Origin of the sequence: Rossellomorea oryzaecorticis (assembly GCF_038405515.1) — a bacterium.
GTDB lineage: Bacteria > Bacillota > Bacilli > Bacillales > Bacillaceae_B > Rossellomorea > Rossellomorea oryzaecorticis_A.
In genome coordinates, this window is sequence record NZ_JBBYAF010000006.1 from 1 (window position 1) to 18,156 (window position 18,156).

At 44.0% G+C, this 18,156-nt stretch carries 23 protein-coding genes; 10 read left to right on the forward strand and 13 right to left on the reverse strand.

What is annotated here, in order from left to right; translation table 11 throughout:
- Nucleotides 1-323: 323 nt before the first annotated feature.
- The 3 genes from AAEO50_RS04410 to queF form a co-directional block, all read right to left on the reverse strand.
- Nucleotides 324-1,172: a YitT family protein gene (locus tag AAEO50_RS04410; RefSeq protein ID WP_341980876.1), complete on the reverse strand. Its 849-nt coding sequence runs from the start codon at nt 1,170-1,172 to the stop codon at nt 324-326.
- 367 nt (nt 1,173-1,539) lie between these two features.
- On the reverse strand, nt 1,540-2,439 hold the full coding sequence (locus tag AAEO50_RS04415; RefSeq protein WP_341980877.1) for a DMT family transporter: 900 nt from the start codon (nt 2,437-2,439) through the stop codon (nt 1,540-1,542).
- 139 nt (nt 2,440-2,578) lie between these two features.
- Nucleotides 2,579-3,076, reverse strand: a complete 498-nt coding sequence (gene queF, locus AAEO50_RS04420; protein ID WP_341980880.1) for a preQ(1) synthase — start codon at nt 3,074-3,076, stop codon at nt 2,579-2,581.
- A gap of 457 nt (nt 3,077-3,533) precedes the next feature.
- On the opposite strand from queF, the gene AAEO50_RS04425 reads away from it, so the two are divergent.
- The 3 genes from AAEO50_RS04425 (at nt 3,534) to AAEO50_RS04435 (ending at nt 5,379) form a co-directional block, all read left to right on the forward strand.
- Nucleotides 3,534-4,199, forward strand: a complete 666-nt coding sequence (locus tag AAEO50_RS04425; protein ID WP_341980882.1) for a cobalamin B12-binding domain-containing protein — start codon at nt 3,534-3,536, stop codon at nt 4,197-4,199.
- Between the two features lie 89 nt (nt 4,200-4,288).
- Complete coding sequence (locus AAEO50_RS04430) at nt 4,289-4,786, forward strand: hypothetical protein (RefSeq protein ID WP_341980883.1); 498 nt, start codon at nt 4,289-4,291, stop codon at nt 4,784-4,786.
- A 35-nt stretch (nt 4,787-4,821) separates the two neighbouring features.
- Nucleotides 4,822-5,379 carry a carbonic anhydrase gene (locus AAEO50_RS04435; RefSeq protein WP_341980885.1) on the forward strand — a complete coding sequence of 186 codons (558 nt, stop codon included), beginning with the start codon at nt 4,822-4,824 and terminating at the stop codon, nt 5,377-5,379.
- Nucleotides 5,380-5,426: 47 nt separating this feature from the next.
- Here the strand turns inward: AAEO50_RS04435 and AAEO50_RS04440 are convergent, their stop codons facing one another.
- The 3 genes from AAEO50_RS04440 to AAEO50_RS04450 all read right to left on the reverse strand — a co-directional run bounded on the left by AAEO50_RS04440 (nt 5,427) and on the right by AAEO50_RS04450 (nt 6,836).
- On the reverse strand, nt 5,427-6,140 hold the full coding sequence (locus AAEO50_RS04440; RefSeq protein ID WP_341980887.1) for a 5-formyltetrahydrofolate cyclo-ligase: 714 nt from the start codon (nt 6,138-6,140) through the stop codon (nt 5,427-5,429).
- Nucleotides 6,141-6,231: 91 nt separating this feature from the next.
- Nucleotides 6,232-6,504 carry a DUF1450 domain-containing protein gene (locus AAEO50_RS04445; protein WP_341980889.1) on the reverse strand — a complete coding sequence of 91 codons (273 nt, stop codon included), beginning with the start codon at nt 6,502-6,504 and terminating at the stop codon, nt 6,232-6,234.
- A 32-nt stretch (nt 6,505-6,536) separates the two neighbouring features.
- Nucleotides 6,537-6,836, reverse strand: a complete 300-nt coding sequence (locus AAEO50_RS04450; RefSeq protein WP_341980891.1) for a DUF3817 domain-containing protein — start codon at nt 6,834-6,836, stop codon at nt 6,537-6,539.
- Nucleotides 6,837-7,029: 193 nt separating this feature from the next.
- Between AAEO50_RS04450 and AAEO50_RS04455 the strand changes: the two genes are divergently transcribed.
- Entirely contained in the window at nt 7,030-7,470 is a 441-nt protein-coding gene (locus AAEO50_RS04455; RefSeq protein ID WP_341980893.1) for a GNAT family N-acetyltransferase, read from the forward strand.
- Nucleotides 7,471-7,553: 83 nt separating this feature from the next.
- On the opposite strand, the gene AAEO50_RS04460 is transcribed toward AAEO50_RS04455, so the two are convergent.
- Nucleotides 7,554-7,874, reverse strand: a complete 321-nt coding sequence (locus tag AAEO50_RS04460; protein WP_341980897.1) for a phospholipase — start codon at nt 7,872-7,874, stop codon at nt 7,554-7,556.
- 162 nt (nt 7,875-8,036) lie between these two features.
- Here AAEO50_RS04460 and AAEO50_RS04465 point away from each other — a divergent pair, with 162 nt between their 5' ends.
- From AAEO50_RS04465 to aldA, 3 genes are all read left to right on the forward strand, one after another.
- Nucleotides 8,037-8,540: a peroxiredoxin family protein gene (locus tag AAEO50_RS04465; protein WP_341980900.1), complete on the forward strand. Its 504-nt coding sequence runs from the start codon at nt 8,037-8,039 to the stop codon at nt 8,538-8,540.
- Between the two features lie 134 nt (nt 8,541-8,674).
- Entirely contained in the window at nt 8,675-9,697 is a 1,023-nt protein-coding gene (locus AAEO50_RS04470; RefSeq protein WP_341980901.1) for an NADP-dependent oxidoreductase, read from the forward strand.
- A gap of 115 nt (nt 9,698-9,812) precedes the next feature.
- On the forward strand, nt 9,813-11,261 hold the full coding sequence (gene aldA, locus AAEO50_RS04475) for an aldehyde dehydrogenase (protein ID WP_341980902.1): 1,449 nt from the start codon (nt 9,813-9,815) through the stop codon (nt 11,259-11,261).
- 118 nt (nt 11,262-11,379) lie between these two features.
- Here aldA and AAEO50_RS04480 read toward each other — a convergent pair whose 3' ends face one another.
- Together AAEO50_RS04480 and AAEO50_RS04485 are read right to left on the reverse strand one after the other, a co-directional pair.
- The gene (locus AAEO50_RS04480) at nt 11,380-11,502 is read right to left on the reverse strand and encodes a hypothetical protein (protein WP_341980905.1); all 123 of its coding nucleotides are present in this window, start codon (nt 11,500-11,502) and stop codon (nt 11,380-11,382) included.
- A complete protein-coding gene (locus AAEO50_RS04485) occupies nt 11,496-11,729 on the reverse strand; it encodes a hypothetical protein (protein ID WP_341980906.1) in 234 nt (77 codons plus the stop codon). The genes AAEO50_RS04480 and AAEO50_RS04485 overlap by 7 nt, the downstream gene beginning before the upstream one ends.
- Before the next feature lie 203 nt (nt 11,730-11,932).
- Between AAEO50_RS04485 and AAEO50_RS04490 the strand changes: the two genes are divergently transcribed.
- Nucleotides 11,933-12,358, forward strand: a complete 426-nt coding sequence (locus tag AAEO50_RS04490; protein ID WP_341980909.1) for an RDD family protein — start codon at nt 11,933-11,935, stop codon at nt 12,356-12,358.
- 47 nt (nt 12,359-12,405) lie between these two features.
- Here the strand turns inward: AAEO50_RS04490 and AAEO50_RS04495 are convergent, their stop codons facing one another.
- A complete protein-coding gene (locus AAEO50_RS04495) occupies nt 12,406-12,822 on the reverse strand; it encodes a GNAT family N-acetyltransferase (RefSeq protein ID WP_341980912.1) in 417 nt (138 codons plus the stop codon).
- Between the two features lie 354 nt (nt 12,823-13,176).
- Here AAEO50_RS04495 and AAEO50_RS04500 point away from each other — a divergent pair, with 354 nt between their 5' ends.
- Nucleotides 13,177-14,046: a DMT family transporter gene (locus AAEO50_RS04500; protein ID WP_341980915.1), complete on the forward strand. Its 870-nt coding sequence runs from the start codon at nt 13,177-13,179 to the stop codon at nt 14,044-14,046.
- 187 nt (nt 14,047-14,233) lie between these two features.
- Nucleotides 14,234-14,521, forward strand: coding sequence for a hypothetical protein (locus AAEO50_RS04505; RefSeq protein ID WP_341980917.1), 288 nt, complete (start codon nt 14,234-14,236; stop codon nt 14,519-14,521).
- Nucleotides 14,522-14,575: 54 nt separating this feature from the next.
- Here the strand turns inward: AAEO50_RS04505 and AAEO50_RS04510 are convergent, their stop codons facing one another.
- The 3 genes from AAEO50_RS04510 to AAEO50_RS04520 form a co-directional block, all read right to left on the reverse strand.
- A complete protein-coding gene (locus AAEO50_RS04510) occupies nt 14,576-15,499 on the reverse strand; it encodes a GNAT family N-acetyltransferase (RefSeq protein WP_341980920.1) in 924 nt (307 codons plus the stop codon).
- Nucleotide 15,500: 1 nt separating this feature from the next.
- Complete coding sequence (locus AAEO50_RS04515; protein WP_341980922.1) at nt 15,501-15,731, reverse strand: hypothetical protein; 231 nt, start codon at nt 15,729-15,731, stop codon at nt 15,501-15,503.
- A gap of 137 nt (nt 15,732-15,868) precedes the next feature.
- A complete protein-coding gene (locus AAEO50_RS04520; protein WP_341980924.1) occupies nt 15,869-17,836 on the reverse strand; it encodes a phospholipase D-like domain-containing protein in 1,968 nt (655 codons plus the stop codon).
- Nucleotides 17,837-18,156: the final 320 nt, after the last annotated feature.

Sequence of the window (18,156 nt, forward strand, 5' to 3'; positions counted from 1 at the left end):
GGTAAAAGTGAAGAAGGAAATGATGAAAAATGAAAAACTAAGAATCGTTTAGTTTTTTAAAGAATTCGTCAGGAATTAGGGGGTCAAACCGAAATTCCAGATATGTGCGCGAAATCTCGATTTTATGTGCGAATTTTAAAATATATGCGCGGACTGTCGATTTATCGACATAAAACGACACACCCTGCCTCCTTATACCCCCATACAACAGCAGCGACAGCGGCCTCAGCTCTCAAAAACCACCCCCGCTGCTTATGCTTTCCAAACTGACAGCAAAACAAAAAAAGCCCCACCCCAAAAACCAGGGGTGGAGCTCCATGATATTAAGCCAATCGCTTAAAATTCTGTCCGAGTATTTCATTCATCGTATGAACCGTGATAAAGGCATGGTTATCAATTTGCGTGATGAACCCTCTCAATTTAGAGAAATCTTTACGGCCGAGAATCGTGGTTATCACTTCTTTCTCATCAGAAGTGAAGGCCCCTTTTGCCGTGTGGATCGTTGCCCCTTTACCAAGTTCGTGAACGATGAAGGATTTGATTTCATCGCTGTATTTGCTGATAATCACAATTTCCTTGTTTGAGTTAAACTGCTGCAGGGTATAGTCAATAACGAGTCCGTTCAGAATGACACCGAAGAACGCGTACATTCCAACCTGCGGGCCGAAAAGTATAGCGGAGGATAGCGCAATGGATAGATCAGCCAGCAAGACTCCTCTGCCTACTTCTATATTGAAAAATTTATTAAAGATCAATGCAAGGATATCGGTCCCGCCTGTTGATGCCTGCTGGTGGAACACGATCGCCATGCCGGTTGCGGCGATGCATTGACCAATGATCAGCTGAATCAGGATGTCGTCGCTTAAAGGCTGACCCATAGGCGCAACAATTTCCAATAGCCATACATAGAACGATAGTGCAAAGCTCGCATAGATTGTTTTCGCGCCAAAATTAAAGCCAAGGAAAATAACCCCGACAATAAACAACAGAACATTAATGATAATCATGAACAGTCCAAGGGATAATCCCGGAAACAAGTCGTTCATGATGATTGACAATCCACTGACTCCCCCTGTCGCTAATTTATTAGGCGATAAGAAAAAGTGCACATTGACTGAAACAAGGAATGCACCGAGATTCATCATTAAGAAGGAAAATATTCTTTGTCGCATCACCGCAACCTCCTTTATTTTTAAAATGTATTGGTTTTCCGTAAATAATGGAACAACGGGATTATAAAGCCCACGAACACCCTTTGTAAAGGGAATACGGTCAAAAAAATAAGGTTTAATAATTGTGACAATTGCAAGGGTTTACATATGCCTATCTGATAGGGTCGAGGGTTTATTTGATATGTGGTTTTATATAGGGGAAATTTGAACACCTCTGTTGATTTACTTAAAGTCGAGGATATTTTATTTGTTTAATTAGTCTTTACTAAAGAGCAATCCCCGCGTCTAACGAACTTATCACCCCTTACATTAACCATCAGAACAAACCAAACAAAAGACCCTCTTCCATTGAAGAGAGCCTGCAAATCTAACTATACTGTTTTCTCGGATGCAGCGGCTTCATATGTATCTGCGGTATGGCAATCCCGATCAGAATCAGGATCATCCCTGCCATTTGCATTGCAGTGACATGCTCGTTCAGGATCAGCATGGCAGAAACGATCGCTGCCGGCAATTCTGCAGCTCCGAGAATCGTCGTGATGCTCGAATCCAGATGCGGCGAACCGATCGCCAGGAACACAACCGGAAAGATGGTTCCGACGATTGCCACCGCCAATCCGAACTCACCCATTTCAATCAATCGTACAGGCTCTCTTATAAAAGAAGGCTGAAAAGCTAAAAACACAACCAATAGCCCGCCAAATGTGATCATTAAACTCTTTTGGATGATCGGCACCCCTCGCGCTACCTTTCCGCTCAGAAATAGGAAGAGAGCAAATGTGAAGGCTGCGGCAAATCCATATAGAATCCCGGCAATATTCCCTGTCCAATTAAAGCCTCCGGAAGAAGCCAATCCTCCGGCCAGCAGTGTCCCCATCCAAAGGAACACAACCGATACCAGTTTTTTATTTGATGGCCATTTTTTCAAATGAAGCGCTTCGATTAAAAGACCGAGCCAAGTAAACTGAAACAGCATGACAACGGCAATTGTCGCCGGTACCTTGCTGAGGCTCAAACCATAAAAGATACCCGTCATCGCCAGTAATATTCCGATCCCAAGTAAAGACAGCACCTGCTTAAATGACAGCTTTACTTTTTTAGTAAAAAGAAAGGCCGTGAGCAGCATCAATAACCCGAATAAGTACTGAATGCCTGTTACCTCCGTGACGGTGTAGCCCTCCGCGAAACCAAGTTTCACTATAGAAGCATGGATGCCATAGCTGCTTGCGCCTACTAGCACACTTAGAGATGCGTTTATTGGTTTCACCCTGCCCCCTCCTCTTCATCTATGTCTCAAGCAAGTATAATACCGCGGGGATTATTTCGGCAATAGAAATATTGACCCAGAAAAAGAAGGCCCGTCCCTCACTGCGTTAAAGCAGCGAGGGACGGGCCTTCATACGTGCTTATCGATTATCAATCTTCTCGGGGTACAAGTCATGGTTCATTAAGCGGTGGTCCGCCATTGTTTCATATTTTGTCCCTGGTTTCCCGTAGTTGCAATACGGATCGATTGAAATTCCTCCGCGCGGGGTGAATTTGCCCCACACTTCGATGTAGCGCGGATCCATGAGTTCGATCAGATCGTTCATGATGATGTTCATGCAGTCTTCATGGAAATCACCATGATTCCGGAAGCTGAACAAGTACAGCTTCAGTGATTTGCTTTCCACCATTTTTTGATCTGGGATGTAGCTGATATAAATGGCTGCGAAATCCGGCTGGCCTGTTTTCGGGCAGAGGCTTGTGAACTCAGGGCAGTTGAACTTTACAAAGTAATCCCGGTTCGGATGCTTATTATCGAAGGATTCGAGAATCTCCGGTGCATATTCGAACAGGTAGTTTGTTCCTTGATTTCCCAGCAAGGTAATATCTGTTAATTCTTCATCTTTTCTTCCTGACATATATAAATCCTCCCTTTACTAGTACACAGAAATCAAAGGAGGACATAGCATTAGCCTATGATGAACGTTAACAATCAGCAATTTTGCAATTATTGTTAGCGACTGTTACGCTTAATGGATGATGGTTTTTCAGAAACCATCCGCTTCATAGAAACATAGTTTTTTTATAGAGGGTTAATGCTATGAACCTCTCTCAATATATGTGAGCTTCTTATTGTAGTACAGTCGTTATCATAAATAAGAATGAAGAGAAAGTCAACATTCTACCATGGATCATTTCCTTGGCTCTGTTACCCAATTTCATTGTTTTAAATGAGTGAACGAGAGGCTATTTGCCCTCTTCCATCCGTTTCAATATTATCAATTAACAGAGTGAATCCTTAGAGGATTTTTCACATTATATATGGAATATTTAATGTAGTTGTCTTTCCTCATCTTTTATAGGGGGTTTTAATAAATGAAACAGCTTGTCCCCATTTTTACCAAGGCTTTACTGAAGGGCGATGTTCAATCAGTTACGAAGCTCTACACCTCTTCGATTCAATCCAAAGTAGACTCGCTTACTTTTTATGAATCGGTTGTGAAACCAGCAATGTATCGTATTGGTGATCTTTGGGAAAAAAATCAAATCACGGTGGCAGATGAGCATTTGGCTACTGCTTCCCTTAAATATTTTCTTGCCAGTATGTTCACCCCATATGAAGTGTCTGAACGCCATCCGAAAGGACTTTTGTTTTGTATCGAAGGCGAGCAGCACAGTTTGGGACTGGAACTCACGAACGAAATTTTCAAAGAACAGCATTGGAATACCCGTTATCTCGGAGCGAATGTTCCCGTGAAGGATGCCGTTACATTCGTCCAAGCCTGGAAACCACAGGCTGTCGCAATTTCAATCGGCATGACAACATCTATCTCCTTGCTTAAGAAATGTCTCGAGGAAATCGAGAAAGTGCAGCCCGACATCAAGATTTTGATTGGCGGCCGGCTCATTTCCCATTACGGTCTGGACTTTTTGAAAAAAGAGTCCATCACCACGTTTCATGATTTAAGAGAGTTGAATGATTATTTAGAAGAGCACACTGGGAAATTCCTCGAGCTAATGGAGGAAAAAATATCAAACTAAAGGTTTCTCTCACAATTACCCCAATTCTCCGATGCACTCGGATATGAAAGGGCAATGGTGTCCGTTAACCTTCCATAAGGAGGGATACTGTGGAAAATCTCGATTTCTGCCCGATCCCCTATCTTGTCTTAGATAGGAATTTAAATGTAATGGATGCATCTGAATCAGGGTATTCACTTCTGCAGCGGGGAGAGAGTTTCTTTTCGATTCTTGAAGAAGAAAGCTCTCCAAAGTTTGCCCGGATCATCCATAAAGAGTTATCCGGCAAGATGGAAGTGAACCTGAAGAACGAATCTTCCTTTGAACTTGTGGATCTCTTCTATCAATTTTCAGATGTTCAGCAGCGTTTTCATATGGCTGTCATTTCGAAAGACAATGAATATCAAAAAGTGTCGCACCAGATGAATGGCCTGTTTGACCGGCTGGGAGAATCCAATATCATCAGAAAAGATACGAACCACAGAGAAGTACTGGCGAGCGTGTCTTCACTTTATATGAAACTTTCAAATACAAGTGATTGGAATAAAGAAGAAGTGATGGATAAAGTGAAAGAAATTGAAATTCTGCTTATGAAGAATGTACAATAGATGTGTATATCATTTCAGAGTTGGGAGAATCAAATATGACTTTACTTGGAAATTTGCTTGAGTACAATCAGAAATTTGTTGAAGAAAAATCATATGAAGAGTACAAAACGACGAAGTTTCCAGACAAACGCCTTGTTATTCTAACATGCATGGATACTCGCTTGGTCGAACTTCTTCCTAAATCAATGAATATGAAAAACGGCGACGTGAAAGTTGTCAAAAATGCCGGTGCGGTTGTAGCGCATCCATACGGAAGCATCATGCGCAGCCTTTTGGTTGCAGTATATGAGCTTCAGGCAGACGAAGTACTGGTGATCGGCCACCACGATTGCGGCATGAGTGCAATCAACAGCGAACAGATCATCGGCAAAATGAAAGATCGCGGAATTGATGAGGATACCTTCAATACCCTGAACTACTCGGGCATCGACCTTCACGATTGGCTGAAGGGCTTCAGCTCTGTTGAAGAAAGTGTTGCCCACAGCGTGGATATGATCAGGCATCACCCGCTTATGGACAAGAACATCCCCGTTCACGGCCTTGTCATTTCTCCTGAGACAGGAAAACTTGATTTGGTTGTTGAAGGGTATTGATTACAAAGAAAGCCGGTCCTTTAGATATCTAAAGGACCGGCTTTCTTTTATTTCTTAGAAAAATTCGTCAACTCCCGGAGAATAGGCATCTTATCCATATCTTCCACGCTCACATGATCCCATTCAATTCCTTCAGGTTTTTCATACGGTGTATGTGTTTCCACTCCGCCCTTCTCTGTGAAGATCCAATCAACCGCCAGGTCATAGGAATCTCTGGGAATATCGTCATCTACCAGCTGCTCGCTGTTGATCGTGGTGATGACTGGAACCGGTTTATTGCCGATTTCACGCAGGATCGCATATTCACGATCGGCATATCCCTCCCCTTTTCCAAGCCTTCTGCCATCACTGTGAATCGCAACCGATCCCACAACGATCAGGTCGATTTGAGGAATATCCGTGAGGGGAACCACCTTTCCGTAGGAGTTCATATGTTTGATGCTGGCAGCCTTCCGCTCCTCACCATGCGGAACCCATTCAGGCTTGATCATCACAAACCCATCTTTCAAACGAGGCGTCGGAATAAGAAGGGTTTTCTTATCTTTTATAATGGACGTTCTGAGGGGCAGCTGCGGCGCGTCCGGGTTTACTTTAACCACTTTCGCTTCTTTGTAAAAATCCATTTCCTGCACATGTTTCGCTGCCGCTTCTGCTCCTTTGAAATTCGGTATCCGGTTGATCAGCGGGAATGGAAAACGCCCCAGCTTCTTTACGGTCAAAGAGTTCCATACTTTATGACGGATTTCATCCTTTGTTCTCATCGCTCTCCTCCTGGCATTCGTGTAGAATTCGTAACTATCTAGACAAAATTGGTGTGAAATTCAAGCAAAACCGCACAGAATCTGTGCGGTTTTACTTATGATCAGCATGCTTCTTCATCTTTTCCAACAATTCCTGCGAATCTTCCGCGGCCGTGAACTCCCCATCCACCAGGGCATAAGGCGACTGTTTGCATTCCTTGCATCTGCTCTGACATTCGTATTCCTTATATATGACGTTCTTCTTACTCAAGAACTGATTATACTCGGACATATTCTCACTTGCTAAAAAACGGTCCAGGTTCTTTTCGCAAAATTCGATTGTGACATTTTTTCGTTTAGAGAATAGTTGATTGATAAATTTCACTGGTAAGACATCCTTTTTATAAATATCCGTTCCTATTGAGTCGGAAAAGACCGCTTGATGTACCGATCAAGAATCAAGTTGCCAAAGGGAATGAAAGCGACGGCGAGGGCACTGAATACCCATTTGGAGTGCCATCTGATTTTTAAAGTTGTATAACCGATGACCAGCACATAGACAACAAAAAAGAAACCGTGCAATGAGCCGGCGACCGTAACGGCTTCCGGAAAACCCGCCATGTATTTCAAGGGCATGGCAATGAATAATAGAATCAATAAAGAGGCGCCTTCAATAAATCCACTCAACCGGAAACGTCCTAACGCTGTTTTAAGCATATATGAAAACCTCTCTCTGGTAATCTGTTTGAACACCTTTATTATATCATTCATAGGACGAGGCATGTATCGGTAAGCATTGGATTTTGCAGTTATAAGGCAACTACTGCCTTTCGCTTCTCAGGAATGTTCTTTCCATTTCCCCCATAAACATAATCATTGCAAAGACTTTCCTTCACAGGAGGCGGAAAACATGAAAATACTTCAGGCGAAACTTGATGACGTGGACCGGGTGGCTGTACTCTTTAATAATTATCGCATGTTTTACAAGCAGCCTTCAGACCTCGAAGCGGCACATCATTATTTAGCTCAACGCTTGTCAAAGGATGAATCCATCATTTTTATTGCCGTCGAGAATGATACCTGCCTCGGCTTCACACAGCTCTACCCTTCATTCTCTTCTGTTTACCTTAAGCCCATCTGGAAGCTGAATGACTTGTATATCGCAGAGCATGCCAGAAATAAGGGGATTGGGCAAAAACTCCTGGAAGCTGTCAGGGAGCATGCCCTCCGGACTGAATCTAAGAATGTCATCCTTGAAACCGATTGGGACAACAAGCATGCCCAGCATTTATATGAGAAAAACGGGTATGAACGGGAAGATCTGGTATATCATTATACACTGCCTCTTTGAGGGGCGGGCCATGTCGAAATGGAAAAAAGCCAGGATCATCATGTCAGGATGAACTGGCTTTTTTCTGAGGGACGGGCTTTCTTTTATATCCATCGTACTCCGTTTGACCTCCTGTTGGCTCCCCTTCTTTCATGTCCACATTTAATCGCGGTCTGCAATTTCATATAGTGATAGAAAATCAGCGCGTCTCTTCCTTCCTTGGTGTGGAAGTCCACATGCGGTTTAACCTGCGCAAGGAATTTCCGGTCACAATGACAGGACGGTCCGTATCGTTCATAGCAATAATCATGCTCCCTGCAGGCTGCGTCAACCTCATTGATGGGTTCTCCCGGTCCGCTGCAGCCGGGACCGCACCATTTGTATTCCGGAAAAATACAAAACTCAGGACTATACTTCTCTCGCATCCTCTTCCTCCTTTCTCGCTGGAACACACATGACGTTTCATTTCTCACACAAAGGGAAATACACTCAATGTAAGAAATAAAAGTTAATGACTATATTGTATGCATGTCTATTCAGTAAGGTTTATCCTCACTGACATAGATGCTTATAAGGAGGAATGAAATATGGCAAACTTTCAATTAAAAGATACGGTACCTGATTTCACACTCCCAACAGTCGCAGGTGAGAAATTCTCATTTAAGGAGCATCAAAAGGAACATGACAGCTGGCATCTGATTGTTTTCTTCAGGGGAGCATGGTGCCCGGTCTGTCAGGAAGAGCTTCGGGAGTTTCAAGCGAATAAAGAGAAATTCGAAGAACAGGGTGTCCATATCCTGGCGGTAGCGAACGATGATTTAGAAGACCTGCAGGAATATGCAAACAAAGAAAACATCACATTCCCGATCATGGCGGACAGGGAACTGGAAGCCATTAAAGCGTTCGATGTTTACTACCATGGGGAGGATGCCCCGTATGAAGATCACGGTGAGCACGGCGAGCCTGCCTACTTCCTTGTAAACGAAAAAGGGGAACTGATGTATCAGCAGCAGCAGACCGGCCCATTCGGACGGCCTCATCCTGATGAACTTCTCAGAACCGTAAAATATATTAAGAAGAACGTGAAATAACCTTCATGATAAAACCGCTTTGACGCAAGAATCAAAGCGGTTTTTTACATATTGCGGAAGCCGATTCTTTGTCCCCTCTGTCCGTTTGTGATAAGTTTCAATAAACACCAACTTATCAAAGGAGGAACTAGTATATGCTCCCTAAAACCCAGCAGCAAATCCAACTCGTTTCCCGCCCTGAGGGAATGCCCGCTGATAGTGATTTTCTTTATAAAGAGGTCGAGGTCCCTCAGCCGTCTCAAGGCGAGGTTCTCATTAAAACGTTATACCTTTCAGTCGACCCCTACATGCGGGGCAGAATGTCCGTTGCTAAATCCTATGTAGAACCATTTGCATTAAATGAAGCACTCTCCGGCGGTGTCGTAGGCGAAGTCATGGATTCAAAATCGGCGCAATTCAAGAAAGGTGATTTCGTCGTAGGCATGCTTCCATGGCAGGAATATTCACTGGCAAACGAAAAAGAAGTACGTTCAGTCAATCCGGATATCGCTCCTCTTTCCACTCATCTGAGTGTACTGGGGTTAACCGGCCTCACTGCCTACTTCGGGCTGCTCGACATCGGTCAGCCCAAGAAAGACGAAACCGTAGTCGTTTCAGGTGCAGCCGGAGCGGTAGGATCCGTTGTGGGCCAGATCGCCAAAATCAAAGGTGCGCGCGTGGTGGGCATCGCAGGGTCTGAGGAAAAAGTGCATTACTTGAAAGAAACCCTTGGATTTGATGAAGCCATCAATTACAAAGAAACCGATGAGCTCTACAGCACACTGAAGGAAGCATGTCCAAACGGGATCGACGTCTATTTTGAAAATGTCGGCGGTGAAATCGGCGATGCTGCCATCAGCCTGCTGAATAAACACGGACGCGTACCGGTATGCGGGGCTATTTCTTCCTATAATAAAACCGACAGAGACCTCGGCCCGCGCGTCCAGACGAAACTGATCAAATCAAGCGCCCTCATGAAAGGATTCGTCGTCAATGATTATAACGACCGATTCAAAGAAGGTGCGACGCAGCTCGGGCAGTGGCTCTCAGAAGGCAAACTTCAATACGAAGAAACCATTACCGAAGGCTTCGGGAATGTCACAGACGCTTTCCTCGGCTTGTTCCAAGGTAAAAACCTCGGTAAGCAGCTCGTGAAAGTGGCAGAGCCGTCAAAATGATTTGAATGAAGGACAGTCCAAATGGGGCTGTCTTTTTTTATGGCACATTGACATGTTTTTTCTTATCTCTCATCGGGAATTGAACGGATATACGATTCACCAAGGAGGAATGTACATGAAGAACTATCAATTATATATAAATGGACAATTCACCAATGGAGCATCCGGTGAAACAATAGATGTAATCAATCCTGCTACGGAAGAAGTCATTTCGACCATCCAGAAGGCTTCCGAAGAGGATGTGAATTCAGCAGTGGAAGCTGCCCACTCCGCATTTCTTTCATGGGAAAAGGTTCCTTCTAAAGAAAGAGCCTCTTATCTATATAAAATTGCGGATAAGCTTGAAGAGCGTAAAGACCGTTTTGTTCAGATGCTGACCGAGGAAAATGGGAAGACGCTTGAAGCCTCAGAAGGAGAAATCGATGTTGCCATCGAGTACTTCCGCTACATGGCAGGCTGGGCACTCCGCTATGAAGGAGAAATTCTTGAAAGCGAACGTTCAAATGAAAATATCCTTGTTTATAAAAAGCCGATCGGGGTCGTCACCGGGATCGTTCCATGGAATTTCCCGATGTTCATTTTGGCAAGAAAGCTTGCACCTGCCATCGTAACAGGCTGCACTGTCGTATTGAAGCCCAGCCAGTATACCCCGAACACAGCGTGCGAGTTTGCAAAGATTATAGAAGAAGTGAAGCTTCCTAAAGGAGTCTTTAACCTTGTGACAGGAAAAGGGTCTGATATCGGAAATCCATTATCCGGCCATCCAAAAGTCCGTATGGTCTCCATGACAGGCAGCTACCCTGCCGGTTCAAAGGTAATGGAAGCTGCTTCAAAGTCGATCACCAAAGTAAACCTGGAACTCGGCGGCAAAGCACCTGCCATCGTAACGAAGCATGCAGACATTGACCTTGCAGTCGAAAAGATCAAAACTTCCCGAATCACGAATTCAGGCCAGGCCTGTACGAATGCGGAAAGGGTCTATGTCCATGAAAGCGTGGCAGTAGAATTTATCGGTAAAATCACGGAAGCCTTCAAGAACACGAGTGTCGGAGATCCAACCAACAAGGACAATGAAATTGGTCCCCTTGTCAATAAAGACCGGCTTGAGACAGTCACGGAGATGGTCGATAATGCTGTTGAAAATGGAGCAAAAATCCTCACAGGAGGCAAACCGCTCGACGCCGAACAAGGATTTTACTATGAGCCTGCCATTCTTGTAGACGTCAAGCAGGACATGGAAATCATACAAGAGGAAATTTTCGGACCGGTCCTGCCGATCATGACGTATAAAGACTTTGATGAAGTGATTGAGCTTGCAAACGACACAGAGTACGGCCTCTCCTCCTCCATCTTCAGTGAAAATCTTCACGAAATCATGAGGGCTGCCAATGAGCTGCGATATGGAGAGACCTTCGTCAACCGCGAGAACTTCGAAGCCATCAATGGTTTCCATGCCGGACGCGCCCAATCAGGCATCGGCGGAGCAGATGGTAAGCACGGTCTGAATGAATACCTGGAAACTCACGTAGTATACTTGGAATATGATGAAGACTATAAAGGATAAACAAATAGGCCCGTCCCCCGATGTGATAAGCATCGGGGGACGGGCCTTTAAAAAGTCATCGCACTAAAAAAAGCCCCATCACCAGACAGGACTCTTTTAAAACCGTTCGTTTGAGTTATTAAGATACAATAAAGAAATTAGCCATAGCGATGAGAAGAAGGATGATGACAATACCGGAGCTCATCCAAAGAATATCACTGAAGTCCATTTTCATTTCTGTAACCTTATCATTTTTTAACATGCCATTTCACTCCCTTGATGATTTTCGATGAATCCAATGACTTTGAAGTCTGATAGATCAACTTTCGAATTGGCGGCTGCCGAGCAGTGGGAACATTTTATCTTCTGTATATTCATCGGAGTACGGAATTCAGTTTCACAGTGATTACACTCCAAGATATGTAGATCCTGGTCGTTACCTTTACGATCAAATTGAATACGTTCTCTTCCTCGATTAATGTAGCTCACTTTATATTCTCTCCCGTCAAGTTTGATTTAGTACATATATACCCGGTGTTACGTCTGTAAAACATTTTTAATCTTTTTTTCTAAAAAAACTCAGTCTTTAAGCACATTATTTTAGGGAGTTTGTCTTATTCCAGGAAACTTTTTCATATAGTAGTAGTCATTATGTTACAATTTTTACAAGACAGAGAGAAGGAGTGGAGTTCATGACCCATCCAGCAGGATTTTGGTTGCGGTTCGGAGCAAATATATTGGATTGGATAATCATCAACCTTCCATTGATCATCATAACCGGACTGATTACAGGTGAATTTTCAGAAGAAAATACCTTTGTTTCATCCATCACTTTTCTTTATGTCCTGATTACTCCAATTCTTTGGAAGGGATATGTAGTGGGCAAACGCATCGCCGGTATCCGGATAGTAAAGAAGGACGGCAGTAACGTGCATATCGGAAACATGCTGATGAGGACCATCGTGTCAGGAATCGCTTATGCCCTCACCTTGGGTATCGGCCTTATCGTCAGTGCCTTCATGGTCGGTTTGCGTGAAGATAAACGGGCGATCCATGATTTTATCGCGGGAACATATGTGACGCATGCAAAGCCTGATGAGATGGAGCCGCTTCACTGATTTAATAACCAACCAGCCTTAAGCAGCATAAGGCTGGTTGGTTTAATTTATAATCTCTTTTCCATAAAGTGCTGACGTGAACCCTTAGGAAAACCTTCAAGCACCCCGAATTCGCGGTAACCCAGCTTTTTGTAAAAATCAGGCGCCTGGAAGCTAAATGTGTCCAAAACAGCCAAATAACAGCCCTTTCCTCTTGCATAGTCTTCTAGCCGTTCAATCAGCTTGACACCGTATCCTTCTTTTCGATATTCCTCGGCTACCCAGAGATAATCGATGTGAAGATGATGCCAAAAAGTCTCCCCCACCACTCCTCCGACAATTTCATCATGGTCATCCCGTATCACAAAACTGACCTTCTCCAAAGGAGTCTTCACCTTCTCATCAATTGAACTCATATTATACTCGATCAACTTTTTCCTTATGTAATCACTGTCTTCCTGTACCCACTGCTGTGTCATTTTCATAAATTTTCCCCTCCTTATCTTATTATTCTAGTATACCGTTTTCACTTTTCAATTAAGTTATGATTAATAATGTTGTTGATTTAGTTTTGGTCCCAGCCTCCTTATTGTTTAGGAACTTCATATTCCCTAACGCCTTGTTGTTGAATCCCCTCTAACCCATGCCAGTCATATTAATCATTTTTATACATAGATTGTTATACCCCTTGAATCCGCAATTCAATTGATCCTAGACAATATCTACCTTTTTTGAAGAAATCACGCCAATTCATTTTAGTCAGGTTTAAGGAAGAATAATTAAAGGAATTACCCATAACACCTTTATCTATTAACATATGTTCGGTTAGGAGGTACATGATGAAATATGCAGGTATTGGTTTAGTAGTGTTAGCCGCTATATGCTGGGGCATTAGCGGGGGGATTGCCGATGTTTTAATGAACAAGGGCTGGGATCCGATTGTGATTTCATTTTACCGGGGGGCCGTTGGCTTTATATGTTTTTTTGTGTGGTTTCTCCTTCGGTTTAGACAAAATAGGGTCACCTCTCCCCGTTTATTTATATGGGCTCTGATTGCGGGTGTGGGCGTTGCCGGGAATTTCACTTTTTATTTTCTAAGTATCGAGGCCTCTAGCGTTGCTGTGGCCGCTACGTTAATGTACACCGCACCTGTATTCGTTCTTTTAATCTCTTTTTTATTACGGATAGAACATTCTACCTGGTTTAAGTGGGGCTGCATTGCCGGTGTTCTATTGGGGATTATTCTGCTTACAGGTGCCTACAACACTGAGTCAATTTCAGTGAGTTTTTGGGGGATGGCCGCAGGGCTTGCTGCCGGTCTTTCTTATGCTTTGTTTATATTCGGGTTTAAAAATGCGTCTTCTATCGGAAAGCCGCCAATCACGTTAACCATTGCTTTTTTTTCATTTTGTCTCCTCCTTTTTCTCTTTTCGGATAAAGGCGAAGCAGCAGATGTATTGGTATCAAATGATATAGGATTGTTTTTACTTCTGGGGATACTCGGGGCCGGACTATCATTTACATTGTACGTGATTGGAATACGTTGGACTACTCCGTCAAATGCTTCTATGGTCGCTATGGTAGAGCCGGTAACAGCTTCATTATTTGGGGTTTTGGTTATCGGGGATCACTTGACAGCCATTCAAATCTTTGGCATTGCGGTCATCCTGGTTACGATCACCGTGCTTAGTGTGAAGCAGTCCGAGTGAGAAAGTTCACCTCATCAAAACGGATTTAATTGATCTAATTTCTTTTTGTAAAACGGCATGATCTAAGTAAAAAAAGAACCACCAAAGGAAAAACGGGAGCCTAAACCGGGGGGTTTTTTCTCTCCTCTCATTCTTACAAGCACCACCCTCCGCTCTTTGCATACCTTGTAAACAGGAGGTGTGTGCCGTGCTTTCACGTATAAAATGGTTGTCCTTTTCGATTGAATTATTTCTCGCGGTCCCGGTCTTTGGAAATATTGCGGGTGACGCAATTCCGTTTCTCCTTTGTCTAGTGGCGGTCTGGCATGCTTGTGTGTTGTATGTTTCAAAATCAGAAGATCAGCCGATTCTCGGAAGTGCGCTTGGAATACTTGCCTCATTCCTCAATTTCTTCCCGATCATCCGGTTGATTGCTCACGCGATTACTGCCATTGTACTTATTTTTGAAATTCAGAAAGCTCCCGGGATGGAATGATCAGTTCTCCCACAGCGAAAAGGATGCTCCTTTCCCCCGGAGCATCCTTTTTATTTATTTCATATCATATTTATAACAAACCATGACAACCTTCTTCTCGAACCCTTCCTGGGTGTAGAGCTTCACTGCTTTATCATTTTCTCCATTCACAGAAATCATGGCTTTTTCCATGCCGTCCTCCTTCCCGAAACGCAGCCCTTCCCTTAACAGCAGCCTTCCGAGCCCTTTCCCCTGCTGATCCGGTTTGACTGCCAATAGGCCGATGAAGGTTTTCCATTCCCCTTCATCCCACTCCTTCTCAACGTTCAATATCGCTGCCGGAACATCATTGCGGAAGAGAATTTTCATTCCCCCGGGTAGATGCCCCTCATGATCCTTCATTTCCCTGACCTGCCCGGCAGTAATCGGTGTTTCGGCACCTGCTAATTGAGAGAACGCAGCATTCCTCACTTCACACCATATTTCTTCATCACGGTCGAAGACAAGGTCTTCCAGCCTGTATCCCGCTGGAACATCCACTCGAGGTACATCCTGTGCCTGCCGTTCAAGTAAATAAGATATTCTCTCAATATCAAAACCTAATTCCTCCATTATTTTTCTTACAGCCGTATTCTTTTCGTCGATAAATGTAAAGACTTTATCTACATCTTCCCCATGACCTTTTATCTTTTCCCACAGAAGATTATACGCCTCTAACGTAAGGATCGTACTGTGGAATATCCTGAAGCGTGCCCTGTTTCCTTTGAGGAAATATTCACTTCGATAAAGTGAAACCGCACCGGCAATCCTGTCTTCTTCTATCAGAAGATAGGTTGGATTCTCTCCTTCATCGACCTTAAAATCCTCCAGCTGGTCCTCATATAGATAAGAATCATCCACTTCTTGCCGGTGTTTACGGCAATACTCCAGGAAGTCTTTCCTCGTTTCTTCTGTTAAGCGCTCTACTCTCATCGCTTTTTCCCCCGTCATCAAAATCATTTTAAAGGCGTTCAGTGCCTCTTTTAAAATTGCCTGTAATCTTTGCCATCACTAATTGCCGCTCTTTTTCGCTTTCAGCCGTTTTCACTTTCTCCAAAAATCGGTCAGCGTCCTTCCCCTTCAGGACTTTCACTTGCCTGTTTTCATAATCTATACACACAACGCCGCTTTTTGTGACAGAATACTGAAACGGGGGTTCACCCAGACGGTTTCTCTTATCGATCCTCCCCATATTCACGCTCCTTCCGCTGAAACACAGTCTATGAATATAATTCAACAAAATGAATGATTAACCTTTTCGAATCAGACAAAAAAGCAGTCCGGCCCGGGACTCATTCCCCAGGTCGAACTGCTTTTTTCGTATATTCACTACTGAAGGACCCCGCCAGCATTTACATATCTAGCATTGAATTCCTGCAGAAACTGATTTGTTACCGCAGCGTCATGGATGATCAGCATGTTTTCATCATTGATGTTGTTCCCATTTTCGCTCCAGTTCGTGGAACCCACGATGACGGTCGGATCACTGGCCGTGTCCGCATCGATGATCATCGTTTTGGCATGGAGCTTTCTGCTTTCATTAGCCTGATAGACCGGAGCCGGGTTCGCCCAGCGGATATTCGGGTTGTTTTCGCTCGTCTGGGATGCCGTTCTGCCGGTCATCTCGATACTTGCAGACCACCATTGATTCCAGAAGCTTGCATCGAATAATCCTTTTACATCAAAGCCTGTCAAACTTCCCTGATTATCGGCATAGCTCCCTTCCCACTTGTTCTTCAACTCATCAACCAACGTCTGATCGCTCCAGGCGAAAATCGTGAAATAAGCATTCTCATCCGCTTCTGTTCTCACAAGTTCAGCCATGCGTCCGACTGCATCATCACCTGATGAAAAATAGACCTCGACCTCTTTCCCGCCAATCGTCACCGAGTGAGGAGTGTTATCGATCTTGCGCGTACTGAAGTTCGAAACCGTATTATCAGGTGTTGTCGTTTCACTACCCCACATTTCTTCAAACTCCGTCTCATAGATGGAAGCAAGCTCAGGTGAATGAACTTCGACGACATGCTGCTGATTTCCGTCAAGAACTCCCTGGTTCATGTTCTCTTCAGATCCGTAAAGCCCTGTAACGGTAAAATTCCAACTGCCTGTGAATACCCAGGTATCATCCACCACTGCAAATTTATTGTGCATCTGATTTCCTGGTGAGTAGTAGCTGCCTGGTGCTTTCTCTTCGCCTTCAACGAAAAGGTGACCTGTCGTCTCCGTGTTCCCCACCATCACTGTACGCTGCGGGAAATCAGTGAAGCTTGCAGGCAGATTGTATGTTGAACGCTTCGCTGCGTCCTCGACGGCAAACATCGGGGAATCTGATAGAATATGAGCATCGTCTGCCGTCCCTGCAATGGTATCTTTTCCGCGGACAAGCTTCTCTAAATAGAGTCTCATTGTTTCGTAGCGTTCAGCATAATGCGGGTCGGCCCCGTCTTTCGCATCGGCAAGGATCCGTACATCCACTCCTTGAGCCGCTTTTTCCATCAGCGTATCAACCACACGCGGCAAATTGATTTCATATGTAGCAAAATCAATCGACGTCGTTGCTTCATTCAAACGTTCAATCAACTGGTTTTCCAGGTTCACATTGTAGTTTGCTTCATTACCTGCAGAAGCATATTGAGTCGAAGCACTTTTGTTAAAAAAGACATTGATTGCGCCAGGTGCCTCGCTTACATTCGTAAGAGATTCACTGCCGCTGCCGGAAGGAGGGGCCGACTGGGAATTAGTGGCTTTCGGTGTCCCGTATCCGCCTTCGTAGGCAGCAGTTGCCGTACCCCAGCTGGCTGCGCTCGTACCGGCAGCTGCACTGTCACTTCTCTCCATCGTCGCCTTTGTCGCATTGTCACCCGCATACCAGCTGTCCACTTCATCAACGATCGCGCCGGAAGCATCCTTCAAGTAGAGCACTTCATTCGAATTACCAAGGCTGCCTGTATAAATCTGGTCCGCTGTCACGCCTGAAATCGTGCTGTCACTTGTTCTTTCTAAAAGAAAATAGCCGTTTGCCGCCACCGATCCGCTTAACTGAATAGCCGGTGACCCGTCCTGAGCTTCAAGGGTCCATCCATCAAGCGACAAGCTGGATGAAGATCCGTTATACAATTCAATCCACTCATCGTTATATGAAGCAGTCGTCCCCATCCAGGCCACTTCATTGATAACGGCGGTATTAGAGGCTGCCGTAACTTCCTTACCATTCATGCCGCTTTGTGGAACAAGTCCTCCCACAAGCAATAACACTGTACTGAATACTGACAAAGAAACCTTTTTCATGCTCATACCCTTTCCCCTTTCAAAATTAAATGACAAATATAAAAAATAGATTACAGTACAAGTATATTTTGTCTTATTTTGTAGAGTAATAGGCTGAAGGGTGTTATTATTCTTACTATTTTGTAAATGCAGTATTGAGTTTGTAAATTGATATTACTATACTCCCAGGGTATTTCCTTATATTTCATAGATAATATTACTCAATGGCATGAGACCAACCAATGTGCCTTCAGGAATAAAGTCTCGTTTTAATCAAAAAATAAAAATTTATTCGTGTGCACGTGGTTAACAGCAGGAGATTTTACCACCTTTGAATGGGATATGGA

Coding starts and splice junctions, on each gene's coding strand:
- AAEO50_RS04410 (WP_341980876.1), bottom strand. CDS start 1,172: ATGCGACAAAGAATATTTTCCTTCTTAATGATGAATCTCGGTGCATTC.
- queF (WP_341980880.1), bottom strand. CDS start 3,076: ATGTCAGGAAGAAAAGATGAAGAATTAACAGATATTACCTTGCTGGGA.
- AAEO50_RS04425 (WP_341980882.1), top strand. CDS start 3,534: ATGAAACAGCTTGTCCCCATTTTTACCAAGGCTTTACTGAAGGGCGAT.
- AAEO50_RS04435 (WP_341980885.1), top strand. CDS start 4,822: ATGACTTTACTTGGAAATTTGCTTGAGTACAATCAGAAATTTGTTGAA.
- AAEO50_RS04440 (WP_341980887.1), bottom strand. CDS start 6,140: ATGAGAACAAAGGATGAAATCCGTCATAAAGTATGGAACTCTTTGACC.
- AAEO50_RS04450 (WP_341980891.1), bottom strand. CDS start 6,836: ATGCTTAAAACAGCGTTAGGACGTTTCCGGTTGAGTGGATTTATTGAA.
- AAEO50_RS04455 (WP_341980893.1), top strand. CDS start 7,030: ATGAAAATACTTCAGGCGAAACTTGATGACGTGGACCGGGTGGCTGTA.
- AAEO50_RS04460 (WP_341980897.1), bottom strand. CDS start 7,874: ATGCGAGAGAAGTATAGTCCTGAGTTTTGTATTTTTCCGGAATACAAA.
- AAEO50_RS04465 (WP_341980900.1), top strand. CDS start 8,037: ATGGCAAACTTTCAATTAAAAGATACGGTACCTGATTTCACACTCCCA.
- AAEO50_RS04470 (WP_341980901.1), top strand. CDS start 8,675: ATGCTCCCTAAAACCCAGCAGCAAATCCAACTCGTTTCCCGCCCTGAG.
- aldA (WP_341980902.1), top strand. CDS start 9,813: ATGAAGAACTATCAATTATATATAAATGGACAATTCACCAATGGAGCA.
- AAEO50_RS04480 (WP_341980905.1), bottom strand. CDS start 11,502: ATGTTAAAAAATGATAAGGTTACAGAAATGAAAATGGACTTCAGTGAT.
- AAEO50_RS04490 (WP_341980909.1), top strand. CDS start 11,933: ATGACCCATCCAGCAGGATTTTGGTTGCGGTTCGGAGCAAATATATTG.
- AAEO50_RS04495 (WP_341980912.1), bottom strand. CDS start 12,822: ATGAAAATGACACAGCAGTGGGTACAGGAAGACAGTGATTACATAAGG.
- AAEO50_RS04500 (WP_341980915.1), top strand. CDS start 13,177: ATGAAATATGCAGGTATTGGTTTAGTAGTGTTAGCCGCTATATGCTGG.
- AAEO50_RS04510 (WP_341980920.1), bottom strand. CDS start 15,499: ATGATTTTGATGACGGGGGAAAAAGCGATGAGAGTAGAGCGCTTAACA.
- AAEO50_RS04515 (WP_341980922.1), bottom strand. CDS start 15,731: ATGGGGAGGATCGATAAGAGAAACCGTCTGGGTGAACCCCCGTTTCAG.
- AAEO50_RS04520 (WP_341980924.1), bottom strand. CDS start 17,836: ATGAGCATGAAAAAGGTTTCTTTGTCAGTATTCAGTACAGTGTTATTG.